The following is a 15,994-nucleotide window of genomic DNA, read 5'->3' on the forward strand; positions in this document are numbered from 1 at the left end:
AAAGTATATCAAACTATTATTTGATAGGTTCGATACAAGGTCTCAATCTTCTAACAATTTTTGTAACAGAACCCCATTGAGCATAGCGCGTTTGATCATGGCAAATGCGCCCATGGTTGGCTGTTTGTCTATTTCCGACGCGACAATAGGTAGGCCTGTGTGGAAAGTGGTGAGAGATTGATTCTCGACATTACGCTGGATTGCAGGGAAGACAATATCTTTCGCCATGGTAATATCGCCAGCAATAATGATTTTCTGTGGATTGAACAAATTCACAGTCATGGCGATGGCTTTACCTAATTGGTTGCCCACGCGCACTAAGCTTTGCTTGGATAGTTCGTCACCATTAAGCGCATGCGTACACACATCTTCTATAGTGATGTCTTCTTTTTGCGCCAACGTTGATTCATACCCTTGGTCGATGAGTTTTTTGACACGTTGAACGATTGCAGGGTTAGCAGCCACGGTTTCTAAGCAACCAAAGTTGCCACATTGACACTGTTCGCCAAGTGGATCAATTTGGATATGGCCAATCTCGCCCACGTTTCGATTGAACCCTAGGAATACTTGTCCATTGACGATGATACCCGCACCCGTTCCTCTGTGTACGCTGACCAGAATCGAGTCCTGACAGTCTCGGCTAGAGCCAAAATAATGCTCGGCTAACGCCATGCCTCTCACATCATTACCGACGAAGCATTCGACATTAAACTGTGAACGAATGAGATCAGCCAGTTCGAGTTTATCGATGTCGGTGTTGGGCATGTATTCAACAACGCCAGTAGTTGGGTTAACAAGCCCCGGCAGAGTAATACCAATTGCTATTAATTGGTCGATGCGATGTTCATGGTCACTGAGAAAGGCGTGCAAGTTCGTTAATAAGCCGTTAGCCAGTTCAGTTTGATCGGCGTAGTGTAACTCTTTTTGGACAAAAGCAAGTTCATTACCACCGAGGTTATACAGGGAAAGTTGGACGTAATCACGGCCAAGACGAACGGCGATAGAGTGGAAGGGGGCAACTTCGGTAGTGAGTGAAATTGCTCGCCGTCCACCGGTTGAAGCTTGCTGGGCGACCTCCTTAATGAGGCCGCGCTCTAAAAGCTGGCGGGTGATTTTGGTAACGCTGGCGGGAGCCAGTTGGCTCACATCGGCAACTTGGATGCGCGAGATAGGCCCTTGTCGGTCTATTAAGCGGTAAACCGCTGCGCTATTAAGTTGTTTTACTAAATCTACGTTACCTATTTGTCCGCCATTCATGCTTAATTGTGCTCGTATTGTCCGTTAACAACTGTGCCTTGGACATTGAAATCTCTATCGAAGATGGCTAAGTTTGCAACCATGCCTTTTTTGATGCGACCAAGTTTGTTGTCTAGTCCCATCGCTTTAGCAGGGTAGAGCGTTGCCATTCGTAGCGTCTCATCCAAAGCAATACCAGCGTGTTCAACTGTGTTTTGAACCGCTTCAATCATGGTTAATGCGCTGCCACCTAACGTGCCATTCTCATCTACGCACTTTCCATCCTTGTAATATACTTTCTTACCGACAAAAATAAAGTAATCCATCTCAGCACCAGCTGGAGCTGTGGCATCGGTCACTAATACGAGCTTTTCACCCTTCACTTTATGTGCAATTCGAATATTTGCGTAGTCCACGTGGAAGCCATCCGCAATGATTCCTGCATAAACGTCCGGTGTGTCGTAGATAGCACCTACAACGCCAGGCTCACGACCGGTCATCGGCGTCATAGCGTTGAATAAATGAGTCGCAAAGGTAATGCCCGACTCAAACCCTTTACGCGCTTCAGCATAAGTGGCATTTGTGTGGCCGATGGAAACCACAATGCCAGCGTCACGTAGTTTTTCGATATGTTCTGGCGCGTTTTGTTCCGGAGCAAGCGTGACTTTTGCGACGAGGTCGCTATTTTCGCAAATTAAGTCGATCATTGAGTCATCGGATTGACGAATAAAGTCAACGCTGTGAATGCCTTTTTTCTCAACGTTTAGGTATGGACCTTCTAAATGAAGTCCTAGGGAATGGTTTTGGTACTGCTCTTGGTAAGTGCGAGCCGCTTCTAATGCTTGACGCATATCTTCATCAGAAGAAGTAATAAGCGTTGGTAAGAAACTGGTACAGCCGGATTTAAGGTTAGCACGATGCATCGTATGGATTGTTTCAGCGGTAATTTCATCATTGAGCATAACACCGCCACAACCGTTCAGTTGTAAGTCGATAAAACCTGGGCTGATATTTGCGCCGTTAAGGTCGATACGCTCCATAGACGCAGACAGTTCTGAGATGGGTAAGACTGCTTCAATCTGTTCACCGTTGATAACAACAGCATGATTATTGAGAACATCACTACCTGTGAAGACCTTACAATTGGTTAATGCATACATCGTTAGCGAATCCTTGTGTTTTTAATTCGGTTTACCTCTTTGCTTGTGCCAAACAAAGCCCCCACCTTGCGGTTTGAGTCACTTAGTTTGTGTCACTTAGCAAAGAGTCATATTTAATACTTAGCAAGCTGTAAATTAATAAATAACTAATTTTAACTAAATGATTACATGAGAGTTATTGTTATTTTATTGTGCGAATCTACCTGGCGATTTTGATGTTCGTCGCAAATTTACCGGGTATGAGACAACTCTCTTCAGCGAAATCCTAACGAGATCTCGTCATTTTTTCGTATGATAAAATAAGTTTTATGATCTCGCTAGCAAAAAGCCTCCATTTTGGTAAAAACTGGTGATTATGATCACAAATGGGGACGTTTTAATTTGCGGAGCAAAATTAATTTCATAAACTGAATAGGACTAAATTGAACGGCTAAAATAAGTCGTCCAAAATTCTAAATTCCTATAGGGGGAACACACGGTGAATATACTAGGATATGCACAGAAGCTCGGGAAGGCGTTAATGCTTCCGATTGCGACGCTTCCAATCGCAGCACTTCTACTTCGTTTGGGTCAGCCAGACCTTTTAGACATTCCGTTTATGGCACAGGCGGGTGGCGCAATTTTTGGTGAGCTACCTTTACTATTCGGTCTAGGTATCGCGATCGGTCTTTCTAAAGATGGCAACGGCGCAGCAGGTCTTGCGGGTGCAGTGGCTTACTTTGTTTTGACAGCGACAGCAACGACAATTAACGCAGACGTTAACATGTCTTTCTTTGGCGGTATCTTTGCAGGTATCATCGCAGGTCACTCTTACAACGCATTTAGCACGACGCGTTTGCCTGAATGGTTAGCATTCTTCTCTGGTAAGCGTCTTGTACCAATTATGGCGGGTCTTTTCGCTCTAGTTGCTGGTGCGCTTTCTGGTGTTATTTGGCCTGGTATCCAATCTGGTCTAGATGCACTAGCACACGCTGTATCAACGTCTGGCGCTGTTGGCCAATTCGTTTACGGTACACTTAACCGTGCACTTATCCCTGTTGGTCTTCACCATGTTCTTAACTCGTACTTCTGGTTCGGTATGGGTACATGTCAAGAAGTTCTAGTTGCTGGCGCACAAGCTGCTGGTCAAGCACTTCCTGCTATCCAACAACTTTGTGTTGACCCTGCTCTTGCTAAGACTCTAGTTGCTGGTCAAACTCACACATTTGAATTTGCTAACTCAGTAACACCTGAAATCACAGCAACTGTGAAAGAAGTGACTGAAACAGTTAAATCTGGTGACCTTCACCGTTTCTTCGGCGGCGATAAAGGCGCTGGCGTATTCATGAACGGCTTCTTCCCTGTAATGATGTTTGGTCTGCCTGGTGCTGCACTTGCAATGTACCTAGCGGCACCTGCTGAAAAACGCAGCCAAGTTGGTGGCGCACTATTCTCAGTAGCATTCTGTTCATTCCTAACTGGTATCACAGAGCCTCTAGAGTTCATGTTCGTGTTCCTTGCTCCTGCTCTATACGCAATGCACGCAGTGTTCACAGGTCTGTCTCTAGTAGTTGCTAACATGTTCGGTACACTACACGGCTTTGGTTTCTCTGCAGGTCTTATTGACTTCGTATTGAACTGGGGTCTAGCGACTAAACCATTCGTACTACTACTAATCGGTCTAGGTTTTGGTGCTCTATACTTCTTCACTTTCAGCTTTGCAATCCGCGCATTCAACTTGAAGTCGCCAGGTCGTGAAGATGACGATGAAGCAACACCTGCAGCAGCTGGTGATGCACCTAAAGGCGACCTAGCTCGTCAATACCTAAAAGCTCTTGGTGGTCACGATAACCTAACGTCTATCGATGCATGTATCACTCGTCTACGTCTTACTCTAAAAGACCGCTCAGTAGCTGACGAAGTTGTACTTAAGAAGCTTGGCGCGAAAGGTGTTGTTAAACTAGGTGAAAATAACCTACAAGTTATCCTTGGCCCTCTAGCGGAAATCGTTGCTGGTGAAATGAAAGCAATCGGTGCTGGTGAAGACCTATCTGATGTTAAACTTCCTTAGGCTAGAACCTAACTAAGTTGTTTAGGTCTTAAAAAGCTTAAGTCTTAAGAACATCGGTCTTAAAAACATAAGTTAAAAAACCTCTCTTCGGAGAGGTTTTTTTTGTTTGGTGTCGTTAGATTAGTATTGAGCAAAGGGATAAGTGAAAATAATCCTTATAAAGTGCGAGTTATTGTTGTGGTTTTCCGAAGAATTGTGGATCATTGGAGCCTATACAATCTGACAATACTAAACCATAGAGGTGTTATAGATGAGTGAAGCTGAGGCTCGTCCATCGAACTTTATCCGCCAAATCATTGATAAAGATTTAGCCGATGGCAAACATACTAGCGTGCATACTCGTTTTCCGCCGGAACCGAATGGTTACCTGCACATCGGTCACGCGAAATCTATTTGTTTGAACTTCGGTATTGCTCAGGACTATCAAGGCCAATGTAACTTACGTTTTGATGATACGAACCCTGAAAAAGAAGACGTTGAATACGTTGAATCGATCAAAAATGATGTGAGCTGGTTGGGCTTTGATTGGTCTGGTGAAATTTGCTATTCATCGAACTACTTCGATAAGTTGTATGACTATGCCGTTGAACTAATTAACAAAGGCTTAGCTTATGTTGATGAGTTAAGTCCAGAGCAAATCCGTGAATACCGTGGTTCATTAACGGCGCCAGGTAAAGCAAGCCCATATCGCGATCGCAGCGCTGAAGATAACCTTGCGCTATTTGAAAAGATGCGCGCGGGTGACTTTGCTGAAGGTAAAGCGTGTTTGCGTGCCAAAATTGACATGGCTTCATCATTTATGGTGATGCGTGATCCGGTTTTATACCGTGTACGTTTTGCCGAGCATCACCAAACGGGTAACAAGTGGTGCATCTATCCGATGTATGACTTTACACACTGTATCTCAGATGCGCTTGAGGGTATCACTCACTCATTGTGTACACTGGAATTCCAAGACAACCGTCGTTTGTATGACTGGGTTCTAGAGAACATCACGATTGACTGCCAGCCTCATCAGTATGAGTTTAGCCGCCTGAATCTTGAGTATACGGTGATGTCTAAGCGAAAACTTAGTCAGCTCGTGTCTGAAAACTTAGTGAATGGTTGGGATGACCCACGTATGCCGACGATTTCTGGTCTTCGTCGTCGTGGCTTTACTCCTGCGTCTATCCGTGAGTTTTGTAAGCGCATTGGTGTCACTAAGCAAGAGAACATGATTGAGTTTGGTTCATTGGAATCTTGTATTCGTGATGACTTGAATGAAAACGCACCTCGTGCCATGTCTGTGTTAGAGCCAGTAAAAGTGGTTATTGAGAACTTTGCGGCTGGCGCGGCAGAAACACTGAATATTGCGAATCATCCTAATAAGCCAGAAATGGGTAGCCGTGAAGTTCCATTTACTCGCGAGTTATGGATTGAGCGTGATGACTTCCGTGAAGAAGCAAACAAGAAGTACAAGCGTTTAGTGCTTGGAAAAGAAGTTCGTTTGCGTGGCGCTTATGTAATTAAGGCCGAACGCATTGAGAAGGATGCCGAAGGTAACATTACGACTATTTTCTGTAGCTATGATGATGAGACATTAGGTAAAAATCCAGCGGATGGTCGCAAGGTTAAAGGCGTTATTCATTGGGTATCAGCTGATAAAGGCTTACCTGCTCAGATTCGTCTTTACGATCGTTTATTCACCGTTGCAAATCCAGCTGCGGAAGATAACTTTGCGGCGACAATTAACCCAGAATCATTGGTTGTGCTAAACGGCTTTGTTGAGCCGAGTTTAGCAGCTGCGACTGCTGAGCAAGGTTACCAGTTTGAGCGTACAGGATATTTCTGTATCGATAGCAAGGACTCACAGCCAGACGCTCTCGTGTTTAACCGCACAGTTGGGCTGCGTGATACTTGGGCTAAAATCGAAACAAACTAACACCGCTGTTCAAACGAATCCTAGAGAACCTAGTGTTAGGTTCTCTAGGCATAAAAAAACCAGCTCATGAGCTGGTTTTTTGTTTTAAAGCGATTTGTTGAATTAGTGCTAGCTTGGTTTGTGAGCTTTAGGGTCTTCTTTACAAGCACCACCAACACATTTACCGTATAGATATAAGCTATGGTTGGTCAATTCAATATTGTATCTTGCCGCAATTTCCTTTTGGCGAGTTTCGATCATTTCATCAGAAAATTCAATAACTTCGCCACAATCTAGACAAACTAGGTGGTCATGATGATGTTGAGTTGATAATTCAAAAACTGATTTACCACCCTCAAAGTGGTGACGAGTCACGATGCCTGCATCGTCGAATTGGTTAAGGACACGATAAACGGTGGCCAGTCCAATTTCTTCACCCAAATCGATGAGTTTTTTGTACAAATCCTCAGCACTAATATGCTGATATTCAGGCTTTTGTAATACTTCTAGAATCTTTAGTCTAGGCAGTGTGACTTTAAGGCCGGCATCTTTAAGTGCTTTGTTATTGTCTGACATATACTTTCCTGTGATGATCTGCAGCAATAAACAGATGTCAATAATCTGTTCATTATAGGGTACTAAGGCTTAACAATAAACCACGAAGTTCAAGGGGTTACTAACTATTAACATAGAACTCGAACTCTGTCACTTTACATACACATCTGACCAGTTACAATTTGTTTACATGTGAAACTAAATTGCAGATGGATATGGGTTACCGAGTATGGATAAACGATTGGCCAAGATCTACAAACCTAACAACGTTAAGTTTGCTTTGAATATATGGCCGCCTTTTTGGGGGGCAGGGATCCGAATTGTAGACATTAGTGAGGACTTTCGAACGGTCAAGGTGCGTCTAAAATTGCGATGGTGGAACAAAAATGCTAACCGCTCTCAGTTTGGTGGTAGCATTTTTTCAATGACCGATCCGATTTACTCTTTGATGTTAATGGGGATTTTACGTGAGCAGTATTACGTATGGGACAAAGAAGCGAGTATAAACTTTGTTAAACCTGGTTTTTCATGCTTGGAAGCGGAGTTTGTGGTGACGCAGGGTATGTTAGACGAAATTGCTGAAAAGACGGCTTGCGGTGAAAAATGCTTCCCGGAGTTTATTACGCATATCAAAGATGATAGTGGTGATGTGGTGGCAACGATTCAAAGAAAACTATATATCCGAAAAAAACCAAAATATCGGTCATCGGCGAGTGCTGACGAAGAGATGAGCGCGACGTAAATAAAAAAGCCTCCTTACTAGGAGGCCTTTTTAGCTTAATCTTCTAGCTCTGCAAGACACATCTCTTCATAGAGCTGTTTTGTCCACGTTGATACGCGTGCGTCAGTCAGTTCTGGTTGACGATCTTCATCAATGCAAAGACCAACAAACTGAGAGTCGTCGCCTTCAACAAGGGCTTTTGAAGCTTCAAACTCATAGCCATCAGTTGAAGTGTGACCGATAATAGTGCCACCTTTCGCTTCAACGATGTCGCGTACTGTACCCATAGCATCACAGAAGTATTCAGCGTAATCTTCTTGGTCGCCGCAGCCAAAAATTGCCACAAGCTTCGTTGAAAAATCAATGCCTTCAAGCTCTGGGAAGAAGTCATCCCAATCTGCTTGAGCTTCGCCATAATACCAAGTCGGGATACCAAGAAGAAGTAAGTCGAAGTTATCGATATCTTCTTTGCTGCTCTTCGCGATATCTTGAACGTGAACGAGCTGTTTACCCAATTGTTTTTGGATCATCTTTGCAATAGCTTCTGTATTACCAGTATCACTACCAAAGAATAGACCTACACTTGCCATAGATTCAGTACCTTTTCATTGTCTATTTTTGACTAAAGAAGTGGGGATAGTTAACTAATCCCTGAGCCTTCCCAGCTTAACTGGATTATGCCTTTGGCAATGAATCCAGCACAACCTAGAAAGAGCACCAGCCATACAATACGGCGACCAAACGTTGGGACGTTGCCTTGCTTGAGAACGTCTTTTATTGCCATGCCGATTAGAAAGAAAATCGACGCAAACAATAGATCTAATCCGATAGATTCCAACTTGTCTATGTAGTCGTAAAGCATGCTATTCCTTTATGCCAATATGCTTGCGCGAAACTATACCACTGTTAAAAGCTAAAGTTAATCCACGCTGGTCAACAAGCATTAGTTTGATGTCTAAATTAGATGAATTTGCGTATTGCTCGAAGCACTTCCGTCGGCTTTTCGGCATGTAACCAGTGCCCCGTTTTTGCAATCACATGCGCTTTTGGGTGAGAAAACTGCTGTTGAATTAAAGGTTGATGCTCCGCGGTTAGATAGTCGGAGTCTCCGCCTTTAATAAAGAGAATAGGCACGTCAGTTTTACTGATAGCCTGCCAGTCTAGGATGTTTAAGTAGTTGGCTTTAAGTGATTGAACGTTAAAACGCCATGTTAAATAATCATCAACTTTGTAGAGTGATTTACCTAAAAATTGCCGCACGCCCTCTATTTCAACATGTTGTGCTAGCTGTTCCATCGCTTCGCTGCGAGTCGTCGGTTTCGTTGATAGCACCGCATCAAGTCCCGCTAAAACATTATCATGGCGTCGGGTGTGATATTTTACTGGTGACATGTCTAGCACAATCAGCTTGGCTAGCGGATAATGCTCACAAAGCGCCATGGCGACTTTTCCGCCCATAGAGTGACCAATGATTATGGGGGATGTAATGTTGAGAGAATCAAGGAGGATGCTGACATCTTTTGCCATCACAGGGTAGCTGTGTTCACTGCTGTGAAAGGACTTACCATGATTTCTTAGGTCGATGCTGATGACGTCAAAGTCTTGTTTTAAGTCGCGAGCAAGCACCCCTAAGTTGTTGAGGTCGCCAAACAGGCCATGAATCAATACGACGGGCTGGCCACTCCCTTCTCTTTTATAGTTTAATAGTGATGACATTTTTCTGTTATTCGTGATGCGTTTATCGTAGAGGTTCACGGCGGAACTCGTTATAATCACCCAGAGTTTAAACATAGAGATTGTGAAAAGCGAATGAAAACAATTGAGGTTGATGAGGATCTATACCGTTACATTGCCAGTCAAACCCACCATATCGGAGAGAGTGCTTCTGATATCTTGAGACGACTGCTCAATGTTGATGCGTCTAAAACGGAACAGAAACCGGCCGCCGCTAAAACTATCGTTGTCAGCAAAGAAGCGCCAAAAGTAGAACAGGTTGATTTTGTTAAAGAAATGCGTACTTTGCTTATCTCTGACGAATTTGCAGGGTTAAAGAAAGCGATCGATAGATTTATGTTGGTGTTATCAACCCTTCATCGCTTAAACCCAGAGGGCTTTTCTGAAGCGACGCAGGTGAAAGGTCGTAAGCGCGTCTATTTCGCGGATAATGAAAATACGTTATTAGAAAGTGGCACCACAACAAAACCTAAAGCCATTCCTAATACACCGCTGTGGGTAATCACCAATACCAATACTAGCCGTAAGCGGCAAATGGTCGAGCAGGTGATGACCGTCATGGGATTACCTGCAGATATCGTCGAGAAAGTGACGACTTCGATTTAGAGTTTCGATTCAAACCTCATAGCGACCGGCAACTGGCGGACATTATGAGGTTTTTTTTATTTTTAAGGCTTAATATTATAAGGACGTCTGTTATGGCTATCCATCCTCGAGCGGGCCAGAAGGCTCAGCAAGAAGATTTGTGCAACATTCCCGCATTAGTATCGAACTACTTCCTCATTCAACCAGAACCACAGAACTTAGCACATCGTGTTCAGTTTGGTACGTCTGGTCACCGTGGTAGTGCCGATAAAGCGACATTTAACGAAAATCATATTTTAGCGATCTCCCAAGCTGTTGCCGAAGTACGTGCACAGCATGGAACAACGGGGCCGTTATTTATTGGTAAAGACACGCATGCGCTATCTGAGCCAGCTTTTGCTAATGTGGTTGAAGTATTGGTTGCTAATGGTGTGCACGTTGTTATTCAAGAAGAAGGCGGCTACACACCGACTCCTGGCGTTTCCCATGCCATTTTGACTCATAACCTTGTCAATGAAGATAAGGCTGATGGCATTGTTATCACACCTTCGCATAACCCGCCGCAAGATGGTGGCATTAAGTACAACCCAACCCATGGTGGTCCTGCTGAGGCTGAATTGACTCAGGCGATTGAAGATCGCGCCAATGAGATCATTGCTGCAGAGCTACAAGATGTAAAACGTCTTCCTATTGCGGTAGCATTGAAATCTGAACTTGTTGAGTCGCGTGATTTGGTTCAACCGTATATTGATGATCTTGTGAATGTTATTGATATTGAAGCGATTCAAAAAGCGAACCTTAAAATCGGTGTCGATCCATTAGGTGGCTCTGGTATCGAATATTGGCGCCAGATTGCTAAAACCTTCAACCTTGATCTTACTTTGGTGAGTGAAGCTATTGATCCATCTTTCCAATTTATGTCACTCGACAAAGATGGTGTCGTTCGTATGGACTGCTCATCGCCGTACGCGATGGCGGGTCTATTAGCACTGAAAGATGACTACGACCTTGCGTTTGGTAATGACCCTGATTACGACCGCCATGGCATCGTGACACCAAAAGGTTTAATGAACCCGAACCATTACCTTGCGGTTTGTATTGATTACCTGTATCGCCACCGTACGCAATGGCGCGCGGATGTCGCGGTGGGCAAAACCTTAGTGTCAAGTGCCTTAATTGATCGCGTTGTTGCTGATCTGGGCCGCACACTGTGTGAAGTGCCTGTTGGCTTTAAATGGTTCGTTGATGGGCTGTATAACGGTGAGTTTGGCTTTGGTGGTGAAGAGAGCGCTGGCGCTTCATTCCTGCGCAAAGATGGTACGCCATGGTCAACGGATAAAGACGGCATCATTTTGTGTCTGCTTGCGGCTGAGATTACTGCCGTGACGGGTAAAAACCCACAAGAGTATTATGAAGCGCTTGCTGCTAAGCATGGTGAGTCACAATATAACCGTATTCAAGCTGTTGCTAATACTGAGCAGAAAAATATCTTGAAGAAACTGTCTCCGGATATGGTTTCGGCTGAGACGTTAGCGGGTGATGCGATAACTGCACGTCTAACGCACGCTCCGGGTAATGGTGCGGCAATTGGCGGCCTTAAAGTAACCACCGAAAATGGTTGGTTTGCGGCTCGTCCATCTGGAACAGAAGACATCTACAAAATTTACTGTGAAAGCTTTAAGGGCGAAGCGCACCTTAAGCTTATTGAAGCAGAAGCTCAAGAGATTGTTAACCAAGTTTTCGCTAACGCAGGACTGTAATTAACGATTAGCTCAGCTATTTATAGATTTGCAAAAAACGGTCACATAATGTGACCGTTTTTTTATGCACATTATGAGGCATTAAATTTTAGGAAAAAAAAACACCGCCATAAAGGCGGTGTACGAAAATTTGACAGACAGGTCAAAATACAGGAAGTACACACTTCGAATAGGGGATAACTAATCAAAGCATGGTGGTAGAATCTACCGAACTCGAAAATCGAGATTGCAAACACAACATCGCAATCACGAGTCAATTGATTCTAGAGAGAACCAAGCCGTTCAGACTCGCGTTTGCGGGATGAAATATAGAATTTCTCTGGCTGTTCGGCAATGGACAAATTATAATGTTTCAGATAAAAAAAACTAATGCATTTGAGAGTGCTCTATGTCTAGACGTTTACCCCCACTAAACTCACTGAAAGTTTTTGAAGCTGCTGCGCGTCATTTAAGCTTTACTCGTGCTGCTGAAGAGCTTTTCGTTACTCAAGCTGCGGTGAGTCATCAAATAAAAGCGCTTGAGGAATTTCTAGGTTTAAAGTTATTCCGACGCCGAAACCGTTCGTTGCTGCTAACGGAAGAAGGGCAAAGTTATTTTCTCGATATTAAAGATATCTTCACAGCGTTGTCAGAGGCGACTGACAAAGTCCTTGAGCGCAGCGAAAAAGGCGCACTGACCATTAGTCTACCGCCTAGTTTTGCTATTCAATGGCTGGTGCCACGCCTTGCTGATTTTAATGAGCAAGAGCCGGATATTGATGTGCGCATTAAGGCGGTTGATATGGATGAAGGCTCATTAACCGATGATGTGGATGTGGCAATTTACTACGGTAGAGGTAATTGGTCGGGTCTACGTGCGGATAAATTATATCAAGAGTTTTTAGTTCCGCTGTGCTCCCCTGCATTACTGTTGGGGACAAAACCACTTGATACCTTAGCTGATCTATCGAAACATACCTTGTTGCATGACACATCGCGTAAAGATTGGAAACAATTTACTAAGCAAAATGAATTAGATGGTGTCAATGTGAACCATGGTCCAATTTTTAGCCATTCGACAATGGTGCTCCAAGCGGCGGCTCATGGGCAAGGTATCGCGTTAGGTAATAACGTATTGGCACAACCAGAGTTAGATGCCGGGCGTTTAATTGCACCGTTTGATGAAGTCCTTGTTAGCAAAAACGCCTTCTATGTTGTTTGTCATGAAAAACAAGCGGATATGGGGCGTATCGCGACTTTTAGAGATTGGATGTTAGCTAAGGCGCAAAAAGAACAGGAAGTATTGTTTGATGGATAATCTTATTTTTGATGGCCCAGAAGGTGCGCCGATATTTTTGTTTGCTCATGGCGCGGGTGCGGGGATGGATCATGAGTTCATGCAAGATGTTGCTAGCCGTCTGGCTGCCAAAGAGATCAGAGTAGTACGCTTTAACTTCCCGTACATGATTAAGCGAGCCGAAGACGGTAAGAAGCGACCACCGGATCGCGCGCCTAAGTTATTAGCAGCGATGACCGAAGTGATAGAGTATATCGCTGGTGATAGTCAGATTGTGATTGGTGGTAAATCCATGGGCGGACGAATGGCATCGCTGCTATCTGAACATGATAACGTGAGAGCTGTCGCTTGTTTGGGATTCCCATTTCATCCGCCAGGCAAACCGGAAAAATATAAAGGCGAGCAGTTGGCGAGCATCGCTAAACCTTGTCTAATCTTGCAAGGTGAGCGTGATACGTTTGGTAAACGAGAAGAGTTTGACGCGTTTGAGTTCTCGAACGAAGTCTCAGTAACCTTTATTCCCGATGGTGATCATAGCTTAAAACCAAGAAAATCCTCTGGTTTTACCGAAACTCAAAATCGCCAAATGGCCGTTGATCGATTAGCACTATTTGTTAAAGGTATTACGGATGTCTGCTAACCCGATGACACCATACTACCGCCAATCTAGCCGGTTATTTATTGTGACAGCAGCATTATTCGGCTTAATTAGTGTGGCTTTGGGCGCCTTTGCTGCGCATGGGTTAAAGGCTTTACTGCCACCTTATTTACTGGATGTTTTTCAAACGGGTGTGACGTATCAGTTTCTCCATACACTGGCATTGCTGTTTTGTGCGTTGCTTATGGTAAATACCCGACACGCTAATTCACAAAAGGCGTTTCATCGTGCCGCGATTTGCTTTATCATCGGCATCCTTTTCTTCAGTGGTAGTCTTTACGCACTAGCGCTGACTGGAGTGAAGTGGTTTGGGCCTATCACTCCTTTAGGTGGTGTGATGTTCATGTTGGGGTGGGGTTTTCTTGCCTTAGGTGGATATCGGATGACTGACGAAACGACCAAAGATGGAGTCAATCAGTGAAACAGTTAATGCTATATTGCCGCTCTGGATTCGAAAAAGAGTGTGCTGGTGAAATTCAAGACAAAGCAACACAGCTTGAAGTCTTTGGTTTTCCAAGAGTAAAAAATAACTCAGGATATGTGTTATTTGAATGCTACCAAGAAGGTGATGCAGCAAAACTAGTCCGCGACCTTGACTTTAAATCGCTGATCTTTGCTCGTCAGATTTTTGCCATTGCAAGTGAATTAGAATCACTACCATCGGATGACCGTATCTCACCAATCTTAGAGTCGTTAAGTCAGGTAGATGGCCTGCCGATGTGTGGCGATCTTCGTATCGAAACTCCAGACACGAATGAAGCCAAAGAGCTGCTCAAGTTCTGCCGTAAATTCACGGTTCCAGTGCGTCAAGCTATGCGCGGTAAAGGGTTGTTATACAACAAAGACAACGCTAAGAAACCCGTGATGCATATTTGCTTTACTGAACCTGGTCACTGTTACATTGGTTACTCGTTACCAGTGAACAACTCAGCGTTCTTTATGGGGATCCCTAGACTCAAGTTCCCAGCTGATGCACCAAGCCGTTCAACGTTGAAGTTGGAAGAAGCTTTCCATGTGTTTATCCCAAAAGAAGAGTGGGATACACGCCTTGCTTCTGGTATGTGGGGCGTAGATTTAGGTGCGTGCCCGGGTGGTTGGACTTATCAGTTAGTGCGTCGTTCTATGTTTGTGCATGCGATTGATAATGGCATGATGGCGGATAGCCTAATGGACACAGGGCAAGTGAAGCACCACCAAGCAGATGGTTTTAAGTTTGAGCCGCCTCGTAAGAATGTGACGTGGTTGGTGTGCGATATGATTGAAAAGCCTTCACGTGTTGCGCAACTTATGGGGGAGTGGTTAATCAAAGGCTGGGCGAAAGAAACCATCTTTAACCTCAAGCTGCCAATGAAAGGTCGCTACGATGAAGTGCTTCAGGACATTGAGAACCTGAAAATATTTCTAATAGAAAACAAGGTGAAATTTACGCTTCAAGCGAAGCATTTGTACCATGACCGCGAAGAAATTACGGTGCATATTCAAGTGCTGTCGAATATCTCACCGCATTAATACTTTTAAGATTCTTGGTTCCTGGACAATTGGTTCTTAGGAGCCAAGCATTTTCTCTTTCTTTAGCCTTTTTCCTCTTCAAAGCGAATATCTTGCAAATTAAATCCAAGCTCTATATCCGTTTTTAATGACGAGATCTGTTTGCACTTACGTGCAATGTCGATGTGCTCATCCAGTTTTTTACGATATTTCTTTGGCAACTCTTCACCGGCAAACGCGGCTTCAATGCTGTCATATTGCGTTAGGATCTCTTTGGCAGCTTTAGGTCCCACGCCAGGAATACCGGACACTTGAGAAGAACTCACGCCTGTTAATCCCCAATAGTCGGCAAGCTGCGCTGGTTTGACGCCAAATTCAGCCTCGATAAAAGGTGCATCAAGCCAACGGTGCTGGAAATAGTCACGGATCTGTAGGGTGGGTGATAACAGCTGACAGTAACCTTTGTCTGTTGAAATTATCGTTACCTTTTCGCCGTGACTTGCAACCTTAACGGCTAGTGTTGCCACCAAGTCGTCTGCCTCATCTCCTTCGGAGAGTAGCGAATCAATCCCCAGCTGCCACCACGCGTCTTGAACCTTTTCTAGCCCTAAATAGAGCGGCTCAGGCATGGGTTTGCGGTTTTGTTTATATTCAGGAAGGATCTCTGCTCGCCAACCGCGATCTTGGTCGTGGTGGTCAAAAACCGCAATAATATGAGTAGGCTCAGACTCTTTAATGATTCGCTTTAGAGTGCGGGTCGTAGTGAGAATGGTACGATCAATATCTTCTGGGTCAGGTTGTACGGCATGCACTCGTCGGAGAAGATTAAGTGCATCAATAATAACAAGATGAATAGACATAAAAAAAGACC

The 15,994-nt window shown here is 44.2% G+C and carries 16 protein-coding genes; 9 read left to right on the forward strand and 7 right to left on the reverse strand.

What is annotated here, in order from left to right; genetic code table 11:
* Positions 1-42: 42 nt before the first annotated feature.
* Both nagC and nagA read right to left on the reverse strand, forming a co-directional pair.
* Entirely contained in the window at positions 43-1,257 is a 1,215-nt protein-coding gene (gene nagC / locus L4D74_RS02090) for a DNA-binding transcriptional regulator NagC (RefSeq protein WP_265673768.1), read from the reverse strand.
* Between the two features lie 2 nt (positions 1,258-1,259).
* A complete protein-coding gene (nagA, locus tag L4D74_RS02095) occupies positions 1,260-2,396 on the reverse strand; it encodes an N-acetylglucosamine-6-phosphate deacetylase (protein WP_428750483.1) in 1,137 nt (378 codons plus the stop codon).
* Between the two features lie 478 nt (positions 2,397-2,874).
* On the opposite strand from nagA, the gene nagE reads away from it, so the two are divergent.
* Both nagE and glnS read left to right on the forward strand, forming a co-directional pair.
* Positions 2,875-4,446: an N-acetylglucosamine-specific PTS transporter subunit IIBC gene (gene nagE / locus L4D74_RS02100; RefSeq protein ID WP_265673770.1), complete on the forward strand. Its 1,572-nt coding sequence runs from the start codon at positions 2,875-2,877 to the stop codon at positions 4,444-4,446.
* A 250-nt stretch (positions 4,447-4,696) separates the two neighbouring features.
* Positions 4,697-6,367: a glutamine--tRNA ligase gene (glnS, locus tag L4D74_RS02105; RefSeq protein ID WP_428750484.1), complete on the forward strand. Its 1,671-nt coding sequence runs from the start codon at positions 4,697-4,699 to the stop codon at positions 6,365-6,367.
* Positions 6,368-6,475: 108 nt separating this feature from the next.
* On the opposite strand, the gene fcrX is transcribed toward glnS, so the two are convergent.
* Positions 6,476-6,922: a ferric iron uptake transcriptional regulator FcrX gene (gene fcrX / locus L4D74_RS02110; protein WP_428750485.1), complete on the reverse strand. Its 447-nt coding sequence runs from the start codon at positions 6,920-6,922 to the stop codon at positions 6,476-6,478.
* Positions 6,923-7,130: 208 nt separating this feature from the next.
* Between fcrX and L4D74_RS02115 the strand changes: the two genes are divergently transcribed.
* Positions 7,131-7,643 (forward strand): DUF4442 domain-containing protein, encoded by a 513-nt coding sequence (locus L4D74_RS02115; protein ID WP_428750486.1) that lies wholly within the window; start codon positions 7,131-7,133, stop codon positions 7,641-7,643.
* 35 nt (positions 7,644-7,678) lie between these two features.
* Here the strand turns inward: L4D74_RS02115 and fldA are convergent, their stop codons facing one another.
* From fldA to L4D74_RS02130, 3 genes are all read right to left on the reverse strand, one after another.
* Entirely contained in the window at positions 7,679-8,212 is a 534-nt protein-coding gene (fldA, locus tag L4D74_RS02120) for a flavodoxin FldA (protein ID WP_428750487.1), read from the reverse strand.
* 50 nt (positions 8,213-8,262) lie between these two features.
* Positions 8,263-8,484, reverse strand: a complete 222-nt coding sequence (locus tag L4D74_RS02125; RefSeq protein WP_250615644.1) for a DUF2788 domain-containing protein — start codon at positions 8,482-8,484, stop codon at positions 8,263-8,265.
* 98 nt (positions 8,485-8,582) lie between these two features.
* A complete protein-coding gene (locus L4D74_RS02130) occupies positions 8,583-9,338 on the reverse strand; it encodes an alpha/beta fold hydrolase (RefSeq protein WP_428750488.1) in 756 nt (251 codons plus the stop codon).
* 93 nt (positions 9,339-9,431) lie between these two features.
* Between L4D74_RS02130 and seqA the strand changes: the two genes are divergently transcribed.
* The 6 genes from seqA (at position 9,432) to rlmM (ending at position 15,144) form a co-directional block, all read left to right on the forward strand.
* Entirely contained in the window at positions 9,432-9,962 is a 531-nt protein-coding gene (gene seqA, locus L4D74_RS02135) for a replication initiation negative regulator SeqA (protein ID WP_250615642.1), read from the forward strand.
* Positions 9,963-10,054: 92 nt separating this feature from the next.
* The gene (gene pgm / locus L4D74_RS02140) at positions 10,055-11,701 is read left to right on the forward strand and encodes a phosphoglucomutase (alpha-D-glucose-1,6-bisphosphate-dependent) (RefSeq protein WP_428750489.1); all 1,647 of its coding nucleotides are present in this window, start codon (positions 10,055-10,057) and stop codon (positions 11,699-11,701) included.
* 388 nt (positions 11,702-12,089) lie between these two features.
* Complete coding sequence (locus L4D74_RS02145) at positions 12,090-12,998, forward strand: transcriptional regulator GcvA (RefSeq protein WP_265673776.1); 909 nt, start codon at positions 12,090-12,092, stop codon at positions 12,996-12,998.
* Positions 12,991-13,617, forward strand: a complete 627-nt coding sequence (locus tag L4D74_RS02150; RefSeq protein ID WP_428750490.1) for an alpha/beta family hydrolase — start codon at positions 12,991-12,993, stop codon at positions 13,615-13,617. The genes L4D74_RS02145 and L4D74_RS02150 overlap by 8 nt, the downstream gene beginning before the upstream one ends.
* Positions 13,607-14,056, forward strand: coding sequence for a DUF423 domain-containing protein (locus L4D74_RS02155; RefSeq protein WP_428750491.1), 450 nt, complete (start codon positions 13,607-13,609; stop codon positions 14,054-14,056). The genes L4D74_RS02150 and L4D74_RS02155 overlap by 11 nt, the downstream gene beginning before the upstream one ends.
* Positions 14,053-15,144: a 23S rRNA (cytidine(2498)-2'-O)-methyltransferase RlmM gene (rlmM, locus tag L4D74_RS02160; protein WP_428750492.1), complete on the forward strand. Its 1,092-nt coding sequence runs from the start codon at positions 14,053-14,055 to the stop codon at positions 15,142-15,144. Before L4D74_RS02155 ends, rlmM begins: the two co-directional genes overlap by 4 nt.
* Before the next feature lie 62 nt (positions 15,145-15,206).
* Here rlmM and xni read toward each other — a convergent pair whose 3' ends face one another.
* On the reverse strand, positions 15,207-15,983 hold the full coding sequence (gene xni, locus L4D74_RS02165; RefSeq protein WP_428750493.1) for a flap endonuclease Xni: 777 nt from the start codon (positions 15,981-15,983) through the stop codon (positions 15,207-15,209).
* Positions 15,984-15,994: the final 11 nt, after the last annotated feature.

This window comes from Vibrio cionasavignyae, from assembly GCF_050337155.1.
Classification (GTDB): Bacteria; Pseudomonadota; Gammaproteobacteria; order Enterobacterales; family Vibrionaceae; genus Vibrio; species Vibrio nomapromontoriensis.

Coding starts and splice junctions, on each gene's coding strand:
- nagC (WP_265673768.1), bottom strand. CDS start 1,257: ATGAATGGCGGACAAATAGGTAACGTAGATTTAGTAAAACAACTTAAT.
- nagA (WP_428750483.1), bottom strand. CDS start 2,396: ATGTATGCATTAACCAATTGTAAGGTCTTCACAGGTAGTGATGTTCTC.
- glnS (WP_428750484.1), top strand. CDS start 4,697: ATGAGTGAAGCTGAGGCTCGTCCATCGAACTTTATCCGCCAAATCATT.
- fcrX (WP_428750485.1), bottom strand. CDS start 6,922: ATGTCAGACAATAACAAAGCACTTAAAGATGCCGGCCTTAAAGTCACA.
- L4D74_RS02115 (WP_428750486.1), top strand. CDS start 7,131: ATGGATAAACGATTGGCCAAGATCTACAAACCTAACAACGTTAAGTTT.
- fldA (WP_428750487.1), bottom strand. CDS start 8,212: ATGGCAAGTGTAGGTCTATTCTTTGGTAGTGATACTGGTAATACAGAA.
- L4D74_RS02125 (WP_250615644.1), bottom strand. CDS start 8,484: ATGCTTTACGACTACATAGACAAGTTGGAATCTATCGGATTAGATCTA.
- L4D74_RS02130 (WP_428750488.1), bottom strand. CDS start 9,338: ATGTCATCACTATTAAACTATAAAAGAGAAGGGAGTGGCCAGCCCGTC.
- seqA (WP_250615642.1), top strand. CDS start 9,432: ATGAAAACAATTGAGGTTGATGAGGATCTATACCGTTACATTGCCAGT.
- pgm (WP_428750489.1), top strand. CDS start 10,055: ATGGCTATCCATCCTCGAGCGGGCCAGAAGGCTCAGCAAGAAGATTTG.
- L4D74_RS02145 (WP_265673776.1), top strand. CDS start 12,090: ATGTCTAGACGTTTACCCCCACTAAACTCACTGAAAGTTTTTGAAGCT.
- L4D74_RS02150 (WP_428750490.1), top strand. CDS start 12,991: ATGGATAATCTTATTTTTGATGGCCCAGAAGGTGCGCCGATATTTTTG.
- L4D74_RS02155 (WP_428750491.1), top strand. CDS start 13,607: ATGTCTGCTAACCCGATGACACCATACTACCGCCAATCTAGCCGGTTA.
- xni (WP_428750493.1), bottom strand. CDS start 15,983: ATGTCTATTCATCTTGTTATTATTGATGCACTTAATCTTCTCCGACGA.